The following is a 16,011-nucleotide window of genomic DNA, read 5'->3' on the forward strand; positions in this document are numbered from 1 at the left end:
TGCTCAGGGGGCGGGGAAGCCGACCGGCCAGGTGTGGACCGGCTCGCCGACCTGCATCAGCTCGCCGTAGCGCCGGGTTGTGGCCGCGAGCGCGCCCTCCCTCTCCAGTCCGGCCTCCAGGGCGCGGTGATAGGTGTCGACCTGCCAGGAGGCACCGTTCACCCGGAGCCGGCACCGCTCCTCGATCACGCCCAGGTAGCGGTCCCGGTCGGAGGGCTCGATGTTCCATGCGTCGAGCCCGGCGGCGGCGAGGGGCAGCAGTTCGTCGCGTACGAGCTTGACGGCGGGGACCTTCGCCACGCCTCCCGAACGGCCCGGGCGCGGCCACAGCAGTTCGGCGTCGATGCCGTGGCGGCAGGCGGCATCGAAGTTCTCCTCGGCCGCCTCGAAGGACAGCCTGGTCCAGACCGGCCGGGACTCGTCGGCGAGCGCGCGCACGAGGCCGTAGTAGAACGCGGCGTTGGCGATGACGTCGGTGACGGTCGGTCCCGCGGGCAGGACCCGGTTCTCCACCCTCAGGTGCGGGACGCCGTCGGCCATTCCGTACACCGGCCGGTTCCATCGGTAGACCGTGCCGTTGTGGAGGACGAGTTCGCCCAGGGCGGGCACTCCGCCCTCGTCGAGCACCCGCAGCGGCTCCTCCTCCTCGCAGATCGGCAGGAGCGGCGGGTAGTAGCGCACGTTCTCCTCGAAGAGTTCGTACGCCGAGTCGATCCAGCGCTCCCCGAACCAGGTGCGGGGCCGCACCCCCTGGTTCCTCAGTTCGGGCGGGCGCACGTCCGTGGCCTGCTGGAACAGCGGCGGCCTCGACTCGCGCCACAGCTCCTTGCCGAAGAGGAAGGGCGAGTTGGCGCCGAGCGCGATCTGCACGGACGCGATGGCCTGGGCGGCGTTCCAGACGTCGGAGAAGCGGTCCGGTGTCACCTGCAGATGCAACTGCACCGATGTGCAGGCCGATTCGGGGGCGATGGACGCGGAGGTGGAGACCAGCCGTTCGACGCCTTCGATATCGAGGACGAAATCCTCTCCGCGGGCCGCCGCCATTTGATCGTTGAGGAGTGTGTAGCGATCGACGTCCGAGAGGTTCGCCGACACCACGTCGTCACGTCCCAGCGTGGGCAGGATGCCGATCATCACGATGCCCGCGTCGACCTCGGCCGCCTTGCGATGGGCATAGGCGAGTCCGGTGCGCAACTCCTCTGCGAGCTGATCGAATACCCGGCCGCTCAACCGGTGCGGAAGAATGTTCACTTCCAGATTGAACATCCCCAGTTCCGTCTGGAAATCCCGGCTGGCGATGCGCTGGAGCACCTCAGCATTCCGCATCCTCGGCATGCCGTCGGAACCCGCGAGATTCAGCTCGATCTCCAGCCCCATGAGATTCCGGGGCCTGTCGAACCTCTGCTCCGACAGGAGCCTCTCCAGCCCGCTCAGGCACTGGACGAGCTTCTCGCGGTACGCCTGCCGATCGGACGGGGCGAAGGCGCCCGCCACGATCTTCTCGCCCATCGAAGGGTCCCTCCTCGAGTGGGCGGCCCACGGCACAGGCCGCTCGTATCAGGATCGATAATGCCCCGCCCAGATGATCCGTAACGCCCCCGCGGCCCGCGGACTCCCAGTAGTGTGTCGACTGAGACCGGAGGCACATTCCGTCGGCATGCGGCATATGCAGGGTGCGGTGTGCGCCGCGGGTGGAAACACCGATGGGTTTCAGCCTACCGCCGTGGAGGGAAAATACCTGGCGGCAGACGTCCGGAGCGGACCGAATCCACAGGAACTCCGCAATTCAAAGGCTCGAATCCGCCTTGCGCGCAATACGCGGGAAGGCTAGCCGAAACATCGTGTGAACATTTGTCGTATAAACTCTGCGAACGAGGCAGAGAGTTGACGCATCGGCCAGTCCGCCCGTCACCGGCCTTCCTCTGGCCCCGTTGCACGCCGACAGCGCCGTCTGCACCCGCCCACGCTCCACCGTGTCTCCGAAGTGAGAGGCGACCCACTATGCCGCTGCATGTTTCACCGGCTCCCGCGCCCGCACTGCGCAGCGTTCTCGCGGCCCTCGGTTCTCCCACCGCCGTCCGCGAGGCCCATACGCCCGCTCTCCGGTCCGTCCAGGGATCGCTGAGCCCCGAACTCCCGCTCCCCGTACACGTGCTGGACCGGATCGCGCCGCACGAAGCGGCGCCCCTCACCCGCCTCGCGGGCTGGCGGTTCCTGATCCGGGGCAAGGAACGCGCCGTCGCCGCCGCGGACACCATGCTGACCGCCGACGGCTGGACCTTCTCCCACTTCTTCGAGGGCCCGTACATCGTCTCCACCGAAATCGCCGTACGTCAGGCGGAGTCGTCGACGACGCACTACCAGCCGCGCCTGCTCTCGATCCCCGAGCTGTACATGCTCACGCTGTGGCTGCACCGCGACACCGAGGACGACGCCGGCTCCGGAGCACTCGCGCCGAACGACCTGCTGGTGCCCCTGGCTCCCGCGCCTCCCGGCATCACGCCCCACCGTCCGCACCGGGTCGCCGACCTCCTGCCGGTCATGACCCTGCGGGTCACCCCGGCTCCGCTGCCCGGTCTCCTCGGCACGCCTGCCTGATCCTCGTCGTCACGCCCCCGCCGGCCGTTAGGCGGGGGCACACGTGTACCCGGCCGGACTAGTCCGGCCGGGTCACCCCGAACCATCCGAACGGACAGTGCAGTTGGATTGAACCGTCCGGCCGGGTGATGCGTCATGGGAGGAGAACAGCAGCTGCCGCGAAATCCCTGCGGATCGACGCCCGTAGGGCAACACTGGGAACGGACCGACTTGATACGGGGACGGCCATGAACACCTCGTCCAGCCGCAGGACACTCGAATCGACGCAGCGAAAGAACCCCGCCATGTGCCAGCACCAGCCACCCTGCCCGACCGCCGACTCCAACGACCGGGAGGCCGCACGCCTGATGGCCCACCACCCGGAACAGGGCTGGAGCCTGCTGTGCAACGGCGTCCTGCTCTTCGAGGACACCGGCGAGCTGCTCCCGGACGGCCAGATCATCGCACCCCACCGGCCGCTGAAGAGCGGTCAGGTGATGAAGGCCGCCTGACCGCGGCCGGGGAAACACGGGGGCCGGCCCGGAGAGGACTCCGAACCGGCCCCGACGCGCGTCCGCGCGCCTACTGGTCGTACGCGTCCAGGGGCGGGCAGGAGCAGACCAGGTTGCGGTCACCGAAGGCTCCGTCGATCCGGCGCACCGGCGGCCAGTACTTGTCCGACGGGGTGACGCCGGCCGGGAAGACCGCCTCCTCACGGCTGTAGGCGTGCGTCCACTCGCCGCCGAGCGCGGCCGCGGTGTGCGGCGCGTTGCTCAGCGGGTTGTCCTCGCCGCTCCAGGTGCCGTCCGCGACCTTCTCGATCTCGCCACGGATGGCGATCATCGTGTCGCAGAACCGGTCGAGCTCCGCGAGGTCCTCGCTCTCGGTGGGCTCGATCATCAGGGTCCCGGCCACCGGGAACGACATGGTCGGCGAGTGGAAGCCGTAGTCGATGAGCCGCTTGGCCACGTCGTCGATGCTGACGCCGGTCGCCTTGGAGATCGGCCGCAGGTCGACGATGCACTCGTGCGCGACCAGACCGGCCGGGCCGTTGTACAGGATCGGGAAGTGCGGCTCCAGCCGCTTGGCGATGTAGTTGGCCGCGAGCACGGCGACCTGCGTCGCCCGCTTCAGACCCTCGCCACCCATGAGCCGTACGTACGCCCACGAGATGGGCAGGATGCCGGCCGAGCCCCACGGCGCAGCCGAGATCGGTCCGACACCCGTCTCCGGGCCCGCGGCGGGCTGCAGCGGGTGGTTGGGGAGGTAGGGCGCCAGGTGGGCGCGCACACCGACCGGGCCGACGCCCGGGCCGCCGCCGCCGTGCGGGATGCAGAACGTCTTGTGCAGGTTGAGGTGCGAGACGTCGCCGCCGAAGTGGCCCGGCTTGGCGAGACCCACCAGGGCGTTGAGGTTGGCGCCGTCCACGTAGACCTGGCCGCCGGCGTCGTGCACCTCGCCGCAGATGTCGGCGACGTGCTCCTCGAAGACCCCGTGCGTGGAGGGGTAGGTGATCATGAGCACGGCGAGCTCGTCGCGGTGCTTCGCGATCTTGTCGCGGAGGTCCGCGATGTCGACCTCGCCGTCGTCGGCGGTCTTCACCACGACGACCTTCATGCCGGCCATCACGGCGCTCGCGGCGTTGGTGCCGTGCGCCGAGGACGGGATCAGGCAGACAGTGCGTCCGTGGTCCCCGTTGGCGCGGTGGTAGGCGCGCACGGCCAGGAGACCGGCGAACTCGCCCTGCGAGCCGGCGTTGGGCTGGATGGACACGGCGTCGTAGCCGGTGACCTCGGCGAGGCGCTCCTCGAGCTCACGGATGAGGGTGAGGAAGCCCTGCGCCTGCTCGGCCGGCGCGAACGGGTGCAGCGCACCGAACTCGGGCCAGGTGATCGACTCCATCTCGGCCGTCGCGTTGAGCTTCATGGTGCAGGAGCCCAGCGGGATCATGCCGCGGTCCAGCGCGTAGTCGCGGTCGGCGAGCTTGCGCAGGTAGCGCAGCATCGCCGTCTCCGAACGGTGCTGGTGGAAGACCGGGTGGGTGAGGACGGCGTCGCTGCGCAGCCGGGCCTCGGGGAGCGCGTCGGGCGCCGAGGCGTCCAGCGCCTCGATGTCGCCCTCGGCGCCGAAGGCGGCCCACACCGCGGAGAGCGCGCCGCGGGTCGTGGTCTCGTCGCAGGCGACGGAGACGTGGTCGCCGTCGACGAGGCGCAGGTTCACCCCGCGCCCGCGCGCCGCGGCCACGACGTCGGCCGCCGTGCCGGGGACGCGGACGGTGAGGGTGTCGAAGTACGTGTCGTGCACGACGTCGATGCCGGAGGCGCGCAGTCCGCCGGCCAGGATGGCGGCGAAGCGGTGCGTGCGCCGCGCGATCGTGCGCAGGCCGTCGGGGCCGTGGTAGACGGCGTACATGCCGGCCATGACCGCGAGCAGCACCTGGGCGGTGCAGATGTTGCTGGTGGCCTTCTCACGGCGGATGTGCTGCTCGCGCGTCTGCAGGGCCAGGCGGTAGGCCTTGTTGCCGTCCGCGTCGACGGAGACACCGACGAGGCGGCCCGGCAGGCTGCGGGCGAACTTCTCGCGTACGGCCATGAAGCCCGCGTGCGGTCCGCCGAAGCCCATCGGGACACCGAAGCGCTGTGTGGTGCCGACCGCGATGTCCGCGCCCAGCTCGCCGGGCGACGTCAGAAGGGTCAGCGCCAGCAGGTCGGCGGCGACGGAGACGATCGCACCGAGCTCGTGTGCCTGGTCGATGACGGGCTTGATGTCGCGCACCGCACCGGACGCGCCCGGGTACTGGAGCAGCACACCGAACACGCCCCGCTCGGCGATCTCGGCGGGGATGCCGGCCGAGAGGTCGGCGACGACCACCTCGACGCCGGTCGGCTCGGCGCGGGTCTCGATCACGGCCACGGTCTGCGGCAGGGTGTCGGCGTCGACCAGGAAGACACCGTTCTTGACCTTGCCCACGCGCCGCGCGAGGGCCATCGCCTCCGCGGCGGCCGTGCCCTCGTCCAGGAGCGACGCACCGGAGGTGGGCAGCCCGGTGAGGTCGGCGACCATCGTCTGGAAGTTCAGCAGGGCCTCCAGCCGGCCCTGGGAGATCTCCGGCTGGTACGGCGTGTACGCGGTGTACCAGGCGGGGTTCTCCATGACGTTCCGCAGGATCACCGGCGGGGTGAAGGTGCCGTAGTAGCCGAGCCCGATCATCGGGGTGAGCACCTGGTTACGGTCCGCGAGGCTCCGCAGCTCGGCCAGGACCTCGGCCTCGGTGCGCGCCGACGGGAGGTCGAGTGCCTCGGCGCTCCGGATCACGTCGGGCACCGCGGCGGCGGTGAGCTCGTCCAGGGAGCCGTAGCCGACCTGGGCCAGCATCTTCGCCTGGGCCTCGGCATCGGGCCCGATGTGACGCTGCTCGAAGGGGATGCCCTGCTCCAGCTGGGAGAGCGGAGTGCGACGGGGGGTCATGATGGAGGCCTCCTGGTCTGTCACGACCTGCGAGGGGCGCCACGGCGTGGCTGCCCGAACGGCCTCCCCCTCTGTCATCTCGACCTGAGAGCTTCACCGGCACGCCTGCGGCACACCGGCTTTCACCGTCGGTGAGGGCGGGGCCCGACCCGGCGTGTGCCGTACGGGTTCCGTCCTGCTTTCCAGAGTGGCCTCGTCCGTGCGGTACGGGGGCCTGAGAGATTCCGGGGAGGAGTTGCTCCTTCGGCGCCTCCGGATCGCTCCGAAGGACTCTCCCGCGCGGGGTCAGCAGCCGTGTTCCAGCCTACCAGCGGGCCGGCCGATGCCCGTCTCGAGTGGCCGATGCCACGGATCTGGCCTTGTGTAGTGCCTGTGGAGCAGTCGCGACCACCCCGACGCAGTTGCGAGCAGTGGGAGGCACCGTGCAGACCGACATCGATCCGCGCAGCCTGATCGGCCGCAAGGCCTTCGACCGCCTGGGTGCCAAGATCGGAACCGTGGACGAGGTCTATCTCGACGACGCGACGGGTGTACCCGAGTGGGCCGCGGTGCGCACCGGGCTGTTCACCCGGGACGCGTTCGTGCCGCTGGAACCGAGCGAACTGGTCGACGGCACCCTGGTGATCCCCTTCGACCGGGCGCTGATCAGGGACGCGCCGGACTTCGGGGTGGGCCGCCACCTCTCACCCGAGCAGGAGCTGCAGCTCTACCGGCACTACGGGCTGGACTCCGCCCCGTCCGCCCCCTCGGGCCCGTCCGCCCCGGACAGGGACTTCGGGAAGCTGGCCGGCCAGGAGGAGTAGTCCACCGGGTCGCGCACCAGGGGGAGCGGATCGGCCGGCCGGAGCTCAGGGTCGTCGACACGGAACGTGCGCACCCTTCCCGGCGCGGTCCACGGCTCCTCGAACCGCACGGTGACGCGGCCGACACCACTGCCCTGCACCCACCCGTGCCCGTGCACCTCGTGCCGTACGTCGTGTCCGGCGGCCCAGCGGTGGCCCGAGGGCGGGGCGGTGCCGTCGGGAGCCGCAGCGTCGGCGGCGACGGGACCGGCCGCGACGGGTTCCGCCGCGGCTGCCACCTCGGCCTGCTCCGCCTCGGCGGCCTGGGCGAAGAGGTCCTCCTGCGTGAAGTCCGCGAGCCCCGTGACACCGACCCCGAGCAGCCGCACGCCGCCGGTGGTGTCCACGGCCTCCAGGAGCCGCGCGGCGGCCTCCCTGACCACCCCGGGGTCGTCGGTGGGCCCGCGCAGGGTCTCGGACCTGGTGAGCGTCGAGAAGTCGTAGCGCCGCACCTTGAGCACGACCGTGCGCCCGGACCGGCCCGCGTCCCGCAGCCGCCCCACGCAGCGGTCCGCCAGGCGTTCCACCTCGGTCCTGACCCGCACCCGGTCGTGCAGGTCGACGTCGAAGGTGTCCTCGACCGAGACCGACTTCGCGTCGCGCTCCGCGACGACGGGGCGGTCGTCGAAGCCCTGTGCCATGCGGTGCAGCGCGACCCCGTGCGCCTTGCCCAGGAGGCGCACGAGCTCCGCCTCACCGGCCTCCGCGAGGTCCTGGACGACCGTCATCCCGGCGCGCCGGAGGTGGTCGCCGGTGGCGGGCCCCACACCGGGAAGGATCCGCACCGACTTCGGTGCGAGGAGGTCGCGTTCGGTGCCCGGCTCGATCAGCATGAGCCCGTCGGGCTTCGCCTCCTCCGAGGCGATCTTGGCCAGCATCTTGGACCCGGCCAGGCCCACGGAGCCGCTGAGCCCTGTGACCGCCCTGATGACCGTCCGCAGCTGGACGCCGAGAGCCCGGGCCGAGGCGGAGTCGTCGGCGACGCCACCGGCCTCCAGATCGACGAAGGCCTCGTCGAGGCTGAGCGGCTCCACGAGCGGTGAGAGCCGGCCGAGCAGTTCCATCACCTGGTCGCTCACGGTGCGGTACAGCGAGAAGCGCGGGACCAGGTAGGCAGCGTTGGGGGCCAGCCGCCTGGCCTGCGCCATGGGCATGGCGGAGTGCACACCCAGGCGCCGGGCCTCGTAGGACGCGGTGGCGACCACGCCGCGCATGCCGAGACCGCCGACGACCACCGGCTTGCCGCGCAGGCTGGGCTTCGCCGCCTGCTCCGCGGAGGCGTAGAAGGCATCCATGTCCAGATGCAGGATGGTGGGCGCGGGTCTCACAGGATCCGATGGTGCCCTACGCCACTGACAACCGCCCCGCACGGCACGTGCGGGGCGGTCGGGGCGGGTGCCTCGTCAGCCCGCGCGGTTGCGCCGCCGGGCCAGTTCGTCGGCCGGGTTGTTGCCGACCAGCGTCTCGCCGGTGTCGATGCGCTCACCGTGGAGCTGCGACAGCGCCACGTCCACGTCCCGCCAGACGACGCCGACGGCGATACCGAAGACCCCCTGGCCCCCCTGGAGGAGGCTGACGACCTCGTCGGGCGAGGAGCACTCGTAGACCGTCGCCCCGTCGCTCATGAGAGTCATCCGCTCGAGGTCCGTGAACCCGCGGGCCCGCAGGTGCTGGACGGTCGTGCGGATGTTCTGGAGCGCCACACCGGTGTCCAGGAAACGCTTGACGATCTTGAGGAGCACGACGTCCCTGAAACTGTAGAGGCGCTGCGTCCCCGAGCCGTACGCCGGACGCACGCTCGGTTCCACGAGCCCCGTGCGCGCCCAGTAGTCGAGCTGTCGGTAGGTGATCCCGGCCGCCGCGCACGCTGTGGGCCCCCGATAGCCGATGTCCCCTGCCCCTGCCGCACCGTCCGCTGCCACCACCGCCGGCTGAACCGGCTGTCTGATGGAGTGGCCGGCCGCACTGCCGTGCTGCCGGTACGGCCCACCTTCAGCCGTACCGTCGCCGCTGCTTCTCACGCCGACCTCCGTCCTTGACCTGCCATCTCGACGGTAGGCAGTCACCAGGGGTGCGTCAACGATCGCCACACTCGGCACGCCGAGTGATAATCACCCTGAGGGTGGTTTCCCGTGACTGATTCGCGGGAACGGCTTGTCGGATGCGCTGATGCCGACCGTCGGCGCACGCTCACTGGCTGTTGGTACCGAAGTCCTCCGGCGAGATCTGGTCGAGGAACTCGCGGAACTTCTCCACCTCGTCCTCCTGCTCGTCGGGAATGGCGATGCCGGCGTCGTCCAGCACACCGTCACTGCCGTAGATCGGCGTACCGGTGCGCAGGGCGAGCGCTATGGCGTCGGAAGGCCGCGCGCTCACCTCGACACCGCTGGCAAAGACCAGCTCCGCGTAGAAGACCCCTTCCCGCAGATCCGTGATCCGGACCTCGGTGAGCTCCTGGCCCACGGCCTCGAGCACGTCCTTGAAGAGATCATGGGTCAGCGGCCTGGCCGGAGCCATGCCCTGCTGGGCGAAGGCGATCGCGGTCGCTTCCCCAGGGCCGATCCAAATAGGGAGGTACCGGTCGCCTCCCACTTCACGCAGGAGCACGATCGGTTGGTTGGAGGGCATTTCCACCCGGACACCCACAACGTCGAGCTCGTTCACACAGCAACCCTAGGACGTGCTCGCCATGTTTGGATAGTCGGGCTCCTCCGGGCTCAGTGGAACCCGGCTTTCAGCGCCGTCTGAACGAGCGCGGCGTGCAGCCGGACGGACAGGTCGGCGAGCTCCCTCGCCGTGGCCTCCGCATGGGCCCTGGTCTGCGGATTCCTGTGGCGGCGCAAGGGCGCGACCACCTGCTCGACCAGACCCGCCTCACGCTCGGCGGCGGCTTTCACGGCCCGCAGATGCCGAGGTTCCAGGCCGAAACGGCCCAGATCCGCCACCAGCCTGGCGACGGTCACCGCCTCGGCGTCGTAGCTTCCCCCCGCCGCGGGCACCACGAGGCCGTACGCCTCCCACTCGACGAGCTGCTCCTCGCTGATCTCGGCGGCCGCCAGCAGCTCCGGGCGCCCGATGCGGGAGGCGGTCGCCCGCGCGGCGTCCTGGTCCCACGGAGCGTCGCCTGGCTCACCCGGGCCGCCGGCGGACGGCAGACCGGCCTGTTCACCGCGCTCCAGGGCGTCCAGGTGCTCCCGGATGACCTTGAGCGGCAGATAGTGGTCCCGCTGCATCCGCAGGACCTGGGCCAGCCGCTCGACGTCGGCCGAACAGAACTTCCGGTAGCCCGATGGTGTGCGCTCCGGCTCCACGAGCCCTTCCGCCTCCAGGAAGCGGATCTTGGAGATGGTGACTTCGGGGAACTCGTCGCGCAGCTGGAGGAGCACCGTGCCGATGCTCATCGCTCGCTCGACCGCGGCGGCGGTGCCGTGACCGGCACCGCCTGTCGGTGTTCGCAGCATGGACCTTCCTGGGGGTCCCCCCGGACCGGGTCCGGGGAAGGGTCACACGCCGCGCTGGCTCGCGTAGAAGACCAGTCGGTACTTCCCGATCTGGACTTCGTCGCCGTTGGACAGCGCGACGGAATCGATGCGCTCACGGTTGACGTAGGTGCCGTTGAGGCTGCCGACGTCGCCCACGGTGAAACTACCGTCCGGATTCCTGTGGAACTCCACATGGCGCCGCGACACGGTCACGTCGTCCAGGAAGATGTCACCCTGCGGGTGCCGGCCGGCCGTCGTCAGGTCACCGTCCAGCAGGAAGCGGCTGCCCGAGTTCGGGCCTCGCCGGACCACCAGGAGTGCCGATCCGGCCGGCAGGGCGTCGACCGCGGCCTGCGCCTCGGGCGAGAGCGAGGGGAGGACCGTCTGGCCCGTCGCCTCGGCCTCGTAGGCCTCGATGCCGGAGATCGAGATCGTCGACGTCGTCTCCGAGGCACGCTCGGGGATCCCGCCCCGCAGCGGCGCACCGCAGTTGGAGCAGAAGCGGCCGGCCTCGGCGTTGTCGTGGCCGCACCTCGGACAGACCAGCCCTCCGCCTGCCGACGGGCCTCCGAAGCCTATGCGTCCTGCACCGGCCGGGCCGCCGGACGGCGCGCCGGACCCGCCGGGGGTACCCGGCATCTCATCACGGAAGAGCGGGCGCTCCGTGCCCTGCTCCTCGGCCCCCTGGCCCTGGCGCGGGGCGCGGTGACGGGCAGCACTGCCGCTGTCCTCGCGGGTGCTCTTTCCGAACAACTTCGCAAACAACTTCACGGGCGTTTCCCCTTGACCGAAATAGACCCGCCCGTGGGGCAGGACGAACCCTGAACGAACACACCTGCCGACCCGGACATCTTCACAACGTCCGTGTCCACCCGACAGTTTCCACCACGGGCCACCGATCCGTTGCGCCGACCCCCCGCAACCTCGTACCCATGTCCTTCGACCACTGTGCACCAGGTCCTCACCGCGACGACGACCGAGCGTAATCAGGCTGCTTCGCCGGACGCAAGGCATCGACGACGATGTCCTCGGCGCGGGCCACTTCCGCCGTGGCCTGCTCCTTCTCCAGCGTCTGCACCACACCGCCGGGGATGTTGAGGGCGGGCTCGAGATCCTGCGGCTTGCCGATGACCTTGAACTCGTACGGAGCCTCGATCCTGCGGCCGTCGACCCTCAGGTCTCCCCCGTCACCGGAGAAGTACGTGTTGGCGACCACGCGGACACCGTTGATCTCGATGGCCTCCGCACCCGCGGCCCTCAGTTCCTGGATGGTGTCGAGGAGCATGTCGGCCTCGACCGCACCACTCGGGTCGCCGATGCTCAGGGTGATCCCCGGGCCGTGCGCCGCGACCGTACCGGCCAGGATACCGAGCTGGCGCTCCTTCTCCAGCGTCTGCTTACGGGCCTCCTCCGCCTGGTCGGAGCTGTTCTCCAGCTCGGTGCGCTGGTCGTCGAGGCGCTGCTTCTCGTCCTCCAGGCGCTGGGTGCGGTTGTCCAGCTCGTCGAGGATGCGCACCAGGTCCTCCTGACGGGCGCCCCGCAGCGCGCTGTTGTCGCTGTTCGACCTGACCTGGATCGCGAGACCCAGCCCCAGGACGAACAGCAGCAGCGCGACGATGAGTTGGGCCCTGCTCACTCGGGGCGGCCAGAGCCCGGCCCTCAGCCGCTGACGGCCGGTGACCCCCTGTGCCGGAGCAGGCGGCGCCGACGGCGAAGGCCCGGGCGCCTCCGGCGGGAGCGCGCCGGGCGGTTCCTCGCTGCTCGGGTGCTGTTCGCTGCTCATCGGCCTCAAGCCCGGAAGACGTGGCGGCGGATCGCCGCGGCGTTGGAGAAGATGCGGATGCCGAGCACGACCACCACACCGGTGGAGAGCTGCGCGCCGACACCCAGTTTGTCGCCGAGGAAGACGATCAGGGCCGCCACCACGACGTTCGACAGGAACGACACCACGAAGACCTTGTCCACGAAGATCCCGTCGAGCATGGCACGCAGGCCGCCGAAGACGGCGTCCAGCGCCGCCACGACGGCGATCGGGAGATACGGCTCGACCACCGCCGGCACTTCGGGGCGGACCAACAGTCCGACCACGACTCCCACGACGAGGCCCAGTACGGCGATCACGATGTGCCCTTCCCTGAGTCTGCCGCACCACTGCCCGTGTCTGCGGCCTGAGGCTCTGCTGTACGTACGATCAGGCTGGGCGCGGCAGGCAGACGCACCATCTCCTGGGCGGAGATGCTGGTGCGGATGTCAAAGCTCTCGTGCAGTGCCTGCAGATAGAGGCCGTCCGCGCTGTCGCGGAACCTGCTGACGAGCTTCTTCCCGTCCCCCACCGCGAGCACCGTGTACGGCGGCACCAGCGGCCTGTTGTCGACCAGTATGGCGTCGCCCGCGGCACGGATCGCCGACAGGGCGGTCAGCCTCTGCCCGTTGATGGCGACGGCCTCCGCCCCGGACTGCCAGAGACCGTTGACGACGCGCTGCATGTCCCGGTCGCGCACCCGCCCCGTGTCGGCGAAGCCGGTGGACTCGCGCGGGCCACCGCCCCCCTGGTCGGTGTCCTCCGCGTCGTCGACGACAAGTTTGACGCCGGGCCCCTCGACCGGGGTCGCGCCGGAGAGCAGCGCCACGAGCCCGCCCTGGTCCCCGCCGTGCTGTTCGAGGGCCTTGCGCTGCCGTTCGCCGACGTCCTCGCGCAGGGCCTCTACGTCCTTCTCGAGCGCGTCCGCCGTCGAGGTCTCGGCGTTGACGCGGTCGATGAGCTCCTCGCGCTCCTTGGCCAGCACCGGTGCCGCGACCCGGGCCTCAGCGGCGCCGAGGGTCACCACGAGGGCGGCGAGCACCAGGCCCGCGCCGAGGCCGAGTTTCGCCTTGAGCGTGCGCGGCATTCCGGCGCTGCCGTCAGCCCTGCGGCGTGCCGAGGCTTCGGCGTATCCCTCGTCGAGGCTGTGCTCCATCACCGTGGTCAGCAGCGACATGGACGCGTCGGGACGGGGAGGCGGCGTTGCGCTACTCCGATCGGGGGGCGGCTGCGACATGCCGCACATCGTCGCACGTCATGGCTGCCACCGCCGAATGCGCCCGGCGACGGCCCGGAAGCCGCCTCGCGGGGGCTTCCGGGCCGTCACGACCCGCTCAGTCGCCCGCGCTGTCCACGACGGCCGCCCATTCGTCGAGGAGGGCCTGGGTCGCCGCCTCGTCGGGGCCTTCCGCCCACAGGTGGGTGACCGCCTCGGACGGGTCAGGAAGCACCATCACCCAGCGGCCGTCGGTCTCGACCACCCGGACACCGTCGGTGGTGTCCACGCTCCGGTCACCGGCCGCCTCGACGACCCGGCGCATGACGAGGCCCTTGACCGCCCAAGGGGTGGCGAGGTCCCGGCGCAGGACATGGGCACGCGGGATGCGCGCGTCGATCTGGCTGAGCGTGAGCTGCGTCCTCGCCACCAGACCGATGAGCCTGACGAAGGCCGCGGCGCCGTCGAAGACACTGCTGAACTCGGGGACGATGAAACCGCCCCGGCCGTCGCCGCCGAAGATGGTGGAGTCCTCACGGCCCACGCGTGTCAGGTCGTCCGGCGATGTCGTCGTCCACTCCACCTGGGTGCCGTGGTAGGCCGCGACCTGTTCGGCGACACGCGTGGTCGTCACCGGCAGAGCCACCCGCCCGCTGCGCCGTTCCGCGGCCACGAGGTCGAGCATGACCAGGAGGGCCCGGTCGTCCTCGATGATCCGGCCGCGCTCGTCCACCAGCGAGAGCCGCTCGCCGACCGGATCGAACCGCACGCCGAACGCCGCGCGCGCGGACGACACGATCTCGCCGAGACGCACCAGGCCGGCCCTGCGCGACTCCGCGGACTCGGTGGGCCGGGACTCGTCGAGCCCGGGGTTGATCGTGAGGGCGTCCACACCGAGACGCCCCAGCAGGCTGGGCAGGACGAGCCCGGCACTGCCGTTGGACGCGTCCACGACGACCTTGAGCCCCGCGTCGGCGATACCCGCCGTGTCGACGTTGCGAAGCAGGGACCCCGTGTAGGAGTCGAAGACACTGGACGGGAAGTACAGGTCCCCGATCTCACCCGGGAAGGCCCTGCGGTACTCCTGCCGTGCGTACACCCGGTCCAGCTTGCGCTGCCGGGCCTGGGACAGGTCGGCGCCCCGCTCGTCGAAGAACATGATGTCGACCGAGTCGGGCACGCCCGGCGACGTACGGATCATGATCCCGCCGGCGCTGCCCCGCGCGGTCTGCTGCCGCGCGACGGGCAGCGGGACGTTCTCGAGGTCGCGTACGTCGATGGCGCTCGCCTGCAGGGCCGAGATGACGGCTCTCTTCAGTGCGCGGGCACCGCGGGAGTGGTCTCGCGCGGTGGTGACCGTCGCGCCCTTCTTCAGCGTCGTCGCATACGCACCGGCGAGCCGCACGGCGAGCTCCGGCGTGATCTCGACGTTGAGGATTCCGGAGACACCGCGGGCTCCGAACAGGTGGGCCTGTCCGCGGGACTCCCAGATCACCGAGGTGTTGACGAAGGCGCCGGCCTCGATGGTCTTGAACGGATAGACCCGGACGTTGCCCTGGATGATCGATTCTTCGCCGACGAGACACTCGTCGCCGATGACCGCCCCGTCCTCGATACGGGCCGCGCGCATGACGTCGGTGTTCTTTCCGATGACACAGCCGCGGAGATTGCTGTGCTCACCCACGTACACGTTGTCGTGGACGACGGCCCGGTGCAGGAAGGCACCGGATTTCACGACGACGTTGGACCCGATCACGGTGTGTTCTCGGACTTCCGCGCCCGCCTCGACCTTGGCGTAGTCACCGATGTAGAGAGGGCCCCGGAGGACGGCATCCGGATGGACCTCGGCGCCTTCCGCCACCCAGACCCCGGGGGAGATCTCGAAGCCGTCGACTTCCACGTCGACCTTGCGCTCGAGCACGTCGGCCTGGGCCTTCACGTAGCTCTCGTGCGTGCCCACGTCCTCCCAGTAGCCCTCCGCGATGTAGCCGCAGATGAGCTTGCCGTCCTTCATGAGCTGGGGGAACACGTCGCCCGACCAGTCGACGGAGGTGTCGGCCTGGACGTAGTCGAACACCTCGGGCTCCATGACGTAGATGCCCGTGTTCACGGTGTCCGAGAAGACCTGGCCCCAGGTCGGCTTTTCCAGGAAACGTTCCACCTTGCCCTGCTCGTCCACGATGGTGATTCCGAATTCCAGGGGGTTCGGAACCCGGGTCAGGCACACCGTGACGAGTGCACCCTTCTCCTTGTGGAAAGCGATGAGATCGGTGAGGTCGAAGTCGGTGAGCGCGTCGCCGGAAATGACGAGGAAGGTGTCGTCCTTGAGGGCTTCCTCGGCATTCTTCACGCTGCCCGCGGTGCCGAGTGGCTTCTCCTCGTTGGCGTAGCTGAGCTCCATTCCGAGTTCTTCGCCGTCGCCGAAGTAGTTCTTGACGAGGGAAGCGAGGAACTGGACCGTAACGACGGTCTCATTGAGCCCATGCCTTTTGAGCAGCCTCAGCACGTGCTCCATGATGGGCCGGTTGGCCACGGGCAGGAGCGGCTTGGGCATGCTCGAAGTCATGGGGCGAAGACGTGTGCCTTCGCCGCCTGCCATCACGACGGCCTTCATGTCGGTAACGT

General features: G+C 70.1%; 14 protein-coding genes and 1 riboswitch. Of the genes, 3 read left to right on the forward strand and 11 right to left on the reverse strand.

Features of this window, described 5'->3' with window-relative positions; translation table 11 throughout:
* Positions 1-3: 3 nt before the first annotated feature.
* On the reverse strand, positions 4-1,509 hold the full coding sequence (locus OHT61_RS04865; protein WP_329035339.1) for a glutamate-cysteine ligase family protein: 1,506 nt from the start codon (positions 1,507-1,509) through the stop codon (positions 4-6).
* A gap of 492 nt (positions 1,510-2,001) precedes the next feature.
* On the opposite strand from OHT61_RS04865, the gene OHT61_RS04870 reads away from it, so the two are divergent.
* The gene (locus OHT61_RS04870; protein ID WP_329035340.1) at positions 2,002-2,598 is read left to right on the forward strand and encodes a hypothetical protein; all 597 of its coding nucleotides are present in this window, start codon (positions 2,002-2,004) and stop codon (positions 2,596-2,598) included.
* A 284-nt stretch (positions 2,599-2,882) separates the two neighbouring features.
* Entirely contained in the window at positions 2,883-3,089 is a 207-nt protein-coding gene (locus tag OHT61_RS04875) for a DUF5999 family protein (protein ID WP_103759919.1), read from the forward strand.
* A 70-nt stretch (positions 3,090-3,159) separates the two neighbouring features.
* Here OHT61_RS04875 and gcvP read toward each other — a convergent pair whose 3' ends face one another.
* Entirely contained in the window at positions 3,160-6,045 is a 2,886-nt protein-coding gene (gene gcvP / locus OHT61_RS04880; protein WP_329035342.1) for an aminomethyl-transferring glycine dehydrogenase, read from the reverse strand.
* Between the two features lie 192 nt (positions 6,046-6,237).
* Positions 6,238-6,333: riboswitch (glycine riboswitch) on the reverse strand.
* A gap of 134 nt (positions 6,334-6,467) precedes the next feature.
* On the opposite strand from gcvP, the gene OHT61_RS04885 reads away from it, so the two are divergent.
* The gene (locus OHT61_RS04885) at positions 6,468-6,848 is read left to right on the forward strand and encodes a PRC-barrel domain-containing protein (RefSeq protein ID WP_329035344.1); all 381 of its coding nucleotides are present in this window, start codon (positions 6,468-6,470) and stop codon (positions 6,846-6,848) included.
* On the opposite strand, the gene OHT61_RS04890 is transcribed toward OHT61_RS04885, so the two are convergent.
* The 9 genes from OHT61_RS04890 to OHT61_RS04930 all read right to left on the reverse strand — a co-directional run bounded on the left by OHT61_RS04890 (position 6,761) and on the right by OHT61_RS04930 (position 16,000).
* Positions 6,761-8,215, reverse strand: coding sequence for a DNA polymerase IV (locus tag OHT61_RS04890; RefSeq protein ID WP_329035346.1), 1,455 nt, complete (start codon positions 8,213-8,215; stop codon positions 6,761-6,763). The two genes, OHT61_RS04885 and OHT61_RS04890, sit on opposite strands and share 88 nt — an antisense overlap.
* A 75-nt stretch (positions 8,216-8,290) precedes the next feature.
* On the reverse strand, positions 8,291-8,908 hold the full coding sequence (locus tag OHT61_RS04895) for a MerR family transcriptional regulator (RefSeq protein ID WP_329035348.1): 618 nt from the start codon (positions 8,906-8,908) through the stop codon (positions 8,291-8,293).
* A gap of 169 nt (positions 8,909-9,077) precedes the next feature.
* On the reverse strand, positions 9,078-9,551 hold the full coding sequence (locus OHT61_RS04900) for a bifunctional nuclease family protein (RefSeq protein ID WP_006123076.1): 474 nt from the start codon (positions 9,549-9,551) through the stop codon (positions 9,078-9,080).
* Between the two features lie 53 nt (positions 9,552-9,604).
* On the reverse strand, positions 9,605-10,348 hold the full coding sequence (gene ftsR / locus OHT61_RS04905; RefSeq protein WP_329035350.1) for a transcriptional regulator FtsR: 744 nt from the start codon (positions 10,346-10,348) through the stop codon (positions 9,605-9,607).
* A 42-nt stretch (positions 10,349-10,390) separates the two neighbouring features.
* The gene (locus OHT61_RS04910; RefSeq protein ID WP_329035351.1) at positions 10,391-11,140 is read right to left on the reverse strand and encodes an FHA domain-containing protein; all 750 of its coding nucleotides are present in this window, start codon (positions 11,138-11,140) and stop codon (positions 10,391-10,393) included.
* Positions 11,141-11,330: 190 nt separating this feature from the next.
* A complete protein-coding gene (locus OHT61_RS04915) occupies positions 11,331-12,152 on the reverse strand; it encodes a DUF881 domain-containing protein (protein ID WP_329035352.1) in 822 nt (273 codons plus the stop codon).
* A 5-nt stretch (positions 12,153-12,157) separates the two neighbouring features.
* Complete coding sequence (locus tag OHT61_RS04920) at positions 12,158-12,490, reverse strand: small basic family protein (RefSeq protein ID WP_003970459.1); 333 nt, start codon at positions 12,488-12,490, stop codon at positions 12,158-12,160.
* Positions 12,487-13,407: a DUF881 domain-containing protein gene (locus OHT61_RS04925; RefSeq protein WP_329035354.1), complete on the reverse strand. Its 921-nt coding sequence runs from the start codon at positions 13,405-13,407 to the stop codon at positions 12,487-12,489. Before OHT61_RS04925 ends, OHT61_RS04920 begins: the two co-directional genes overlap by 4 nt.
* Positions 13,408-13,504: 97 nt before the next feature.
* The gene (locus OHT61_RS04930; protein WP_329035356.1) at positions 13,505-16,000 is read right to left on the reverse strand and encodes a mannose-1-phosphate guanyltransferase; all 2,496 of its coding nucleotides are present in this window, start codon (positions 15,998-16,000) and stop codon (positions 13,505-13,507) included.
* Between the last annotated feature and the right edge of the window lie 11 nt (positions 16,001-16,011).

The sequence above is a fragment of the Streptomyces sp. NBC_00178 genome (genome assembly GCF_036206005.1).
In the GTDB taxonomy this organism is placed as follows: domain Bacteria; phylum Actinomycetota; class Actinomycetes; order Streptomycetales; family Streptomycetaceae; genus Streptomyces.